We start from the raw sequence: 3,599 nt of genomic DNA, 5'->3' as shown, positions 1-3,599 counted from the left end.
GTAATGCACGGTCGTACATTGTGGGAATTCCAAGAGGTCTCTTTTCATCCCTCCCTGGTTTAGGTATCCAGACTCTACGGGTTGGACTCGCTTTAAGGTATCGCGTGTTTAATAAATCAACCAAGTTGAATCTCTGCATAGGAGGTAGATTTTTAATACCATCTACACCCGCAGTTTTCTTACCCTGGTTATCTTGAGTTACGCGCCTAACAGCTAGCAACAAGGCGTAATAACTTTTGGTCAGAAGTCTTTGGTATTTACGCATCTTGCGGATTTCGCCACGGCCGGATGCTTTGTAAATTAATTTTTGCAACTTAAATACATTCTTCTCAACCCTTCTCCAATTAATATCTTTCCATTTGAGATTTGGATTAATACAAACCGGGTCTGGTATATCGTCTGTATCCCATGCCACGCTTAAAAATGGTTTAGGGTTTCCTAAACGTCTTTTTAGTGTTTTAGCCTTATTCATTGCTAATTATTACCTTACATTACGTCTAACAGTGGGCACGTCAGCATAGATATGCTTTTTACCCAATCCTACTCTCCCTAAGACCTACATCCCTTGTGTAGATTGACCTTGAATGGCTTCCTAAGATTTCGACCTTATTCTTAGGTGTCTTAGAGAGGTTTCCTCGTTCCCTTATTCCTTTGTTACGACTAATTTAGTGGGGTAAAATCTCCCGAGGGGTTCGATATGGTTGCTGATAATTTCCACGAGATAAAATTATCCAATGACCCCCTGACTTTCGTCCTACACCCCATAGCTACCTTTGAGGTGGTTCATTTCACGAGAGTTTGATTACCTTCCTGTTCGTCCACTTGTCAGCCTTTGCTTGCGGTATCGTTCCTAGTAACTGGTATTTTCCCGCTTTTAAACCAGCTTCGGAGATTGATGTTCAGTCGCTACTCCGTGGTCTATGCTGTCAACCCAACAACAAGGCGGATGGAATCTCACCATCAAGGTAATAAGAGTTATTCACAAGTCGAGGTTGGCCTCATGTATTGACTTGGAACGGCCATTTATACCTAGTTTCCTAGTTTAGCGGCCAACGAGTCGCACCTCACGAGTATGAGCTGCTCCACCACCCTTAATTAGATTTTTCTGTGGGTCAACTTCATCGGCACCATCAATGGCAATATCCATGTGGTCAACTTCATCAAGAGTGGTTAATGGTACACCATACTTTTTAGCTAATACGGTTGACTGGAAGGAGGTGGGGATACCTTTAATGTCTTTGAGTTGACCACTTTGGAGACGTTCCCCCAAAAACTGAATCATGTAGGCAGTGGTTGACCCAGTGCCCAATCCTACTATCATTCCAGATTTTATTCGGTCAGCAGCAGCTTTGCCGACTTGCTGTTTCATTAATTTAGTGGGGTCTTGTTCTGTTATCATACCTTCAATACTCCAGATCGAATTATCAGCACTGTCTAACTTACCTAAACTAATTGGCAGGTTAAAGTCAAGTATGCTTTTTTCTCTATTGCTACAAATACCATGATAATTGAATGGCTACAATTCAAGATTGAAGAGAATTTAAAAGAAGAATTTCTCCAAAAGGATCGAGAAATTTGGACATCTTTCCTAGCTTTACAAATGGGTTTTTTAAGAAAAGAAGTCTGGCTTGATAGCTACTGAGGTAATGAAGTTATTATCATAGTTTATTGGGAGAGTCGAGAGCAATGGAAGTCTATTTCACAAGTTTTATTGCAGGAAACTGAATCTAAGTTTAGGGAAGCACTTGGGATGGAAAATTACTCGTTGTTAGACTTTAGAGAATATGAAGTTGAGGCGACTTACCCAAACGGTCTACATTCGCTTTCAGTGTAGAGTTTTGATTTTTGTAGGTTAAGTATTCAGCTATTAAGTAGTTGTACAAAATAAATTTCCTAGTTAAGATAGGGAACATTTAACTGGGAACAGGAGGTCAATAGGATGTGTAATTAATTTTGTATAGGGACTTAGCAGTCAGCTCTCAACTTTTTAATGAATTAAGCAAGCATTCGCTTAACTTATACTACATTTTCAACCTACATTCTGCACTAATAAAAAGCAATGAATTAATAGCTGATAGCTGACTACTAAATGCTTAGGTTTGTAGAATTACCAAAAAAATGAGTTTAAAGCAAGGCTCTTATAGAACGGCTTTTTTATGTTTTTAAGTATGAGATAATAGAATTAGTATACTAAAATATTTTTGTGAAAAAAAGGTGATGAAGTAAATTGTATGAATGCCAAGAAGAGTTAATCAAAAATTCCCAACTTCTTCCTTTTTTGGAATATTTGTGTACCACAGCTAATAAACTTATTAATTATGGGATTTATTTGGCACGTCAAGTAGAATTCAGAATTTATAATTCTGAATCTTTTATAAATTCTGAATGAATGAAGGCGGTGAACAAAGCAGCAAAATTAGTGGTTAATCATTGTCTTAAATATAGAATTTGCAAGATTGTTTTTGGATGGAATAAGGGGCAGAAAGATGATATAAACATTGGAGAAAAAAACAACCAAAATTTTTGACAAATACCCTCTGCTAAACTTAAAGAAGGCATTAACCAGTTGTGGGAACTACATGGAATAGAATTTGTTTAAATAGAAGATTATTATACTTCACAATCTAGTTTTTTAGATGATGACTTATTGCTAAGTATTGGTGAAAAATCGGAGAGCTGGAAACCGTCAGGAAAATAAATTGAACGGGGTTTATATCTAACCCAAAACGATTTATTAGTGAATGCTAATGTTAATGGTGCAGCTAATATTCTGAAATATCAACAACTTTGAGATTTTCTCTTAAAGGAGTTAGTAGAGGCAGTTTGATAAAGCACTAATTACAGCAGGGAATACCCAGATGAACTTATTCTAGTTATTGCCAAGAATTAACAAAAAAATTAAGTGCAGTCTCAAGTATTACCCCTATCAGGGTTTACCATGAAAATGTTAGCTGAAAATTATTTCAATACAGCGAATCAATTGAAAGATTCTGGACAACTTTATACAGCAATGATTGCTTATCAAAAAGCTTTGAGCATTAAACCAGATTATGTGGAAGCTTACAAGAAGTTAGCAGAAGTATACTTGATGCAAGGAAATTTTGATGCAGCGATTTCTACTTGCAAAGAAGCAGTTAAAATTAAACCAGATTTTGCTTCTGTTTATTTGACTTTAGGGAATATTTTTCAAAGTCAAAATTTATTTGAACAGGCAATTAATACTTACGAACTGGCTTTAAAGATTGAACCTGATTTTGTACAAGTTTATGCTAATCTTGGCAGTGTTTATTATAAACAGAGGGAGTTTAATTTAGCTATTTTAAATTATCAAAAAGCTTTAGATATTAATCCAAATTTGGCATCTGTGGAGTTGATGTTAGGAAATGTATTTGCTCAGATAGGGGAATTCGATCGGGCAGTTTATTGTTATCAAAAGTTGCTGCAACTTGAACCAGAAGAGCCTAAAGGTTATTTCAAGTTGGCAGAGGTATTTGCTCTGTATACAAATCTTGAACCAGCTTTTGATTATTATCAAAAATCTTTATCTATTCAACCAAATTATTGGGAAGCTTTCGCCAAGTTATATAAATTGCTAAAAC

3 protein-coding genes and 1 pseudogene are annotated in these 3,599 nt (G+C 36.1%); 2 read left to right on the top strand and 2 right to left on the bottom strand.

From position 1 onward, the window contains the following. The coding region (locus F6K22_RS35690) for a reverse transcriptase N-terminal domain-containing protein (protein WP_293109307.1) at positions 1-472 on the bottom strand (472 nt) is incomplete at its 3' end. A 591-nt stretch (positions 473-1,063) separates the two neighbouring features. Continuing rightward, positions 1,064-1,399, bottom strand: a pseudogene (gene rpiA / locus F6K22_RS35685) (ribose 5-phosphate isomerase A); the annotation flags it as partial. 102 nt (positions 1,400-1,501) lie between these two features. Between rpiA and F6K22_RS35680 the strand changes: the two are divergent. Together F6K22_RS35680 and F6K22_RS35675 are read left to right on the top strand one after the other, a co-directional pair. Next, entirely contained in the window at positions 1,502-1,642 is a 141-nt protein-coding gene (locus F6K22_RS35680; RefSeq protein ID WP_293109305.1) for a TIGR03792 family protein, read from the top strand. Positions 1,643-2,902: 1,260 nt separating this feature from the next. Beyond that, positions 2,903-3,599, top strand: a 697-nt coding sequence (locus F6K22_RS35675; protein ID WP_293109304.1) for a tetratricopeptide repeat protein, incomplete at its 3' end; no start/stop codon positions are given.

This window comes from Okeania sp. SIO2F4 (assembly GCF_010672385.1).
Classification (GTDB): domain Bacteria; phylum Cyanobacteriota; class Cyanobacteriia; order Cyanobacteriales; family Microcoleaceae; genus Trichodesmium.
The sequence above is the reverse complement of the archived record's forward strand: the minus strand, read 5'-3'. Positions and strand labels throughout refer to the sequence as shown.

Bases quoted from the DNA above. Each gene is read 5' to 3' on its own strand.
- F6K22_RS35680 (WP_293109305.1), top strand. From the start codon at position 1,502: ATGATAATTGAATGGCTACAATTCAAGATTGAAGAGAATTTAAAAGAA.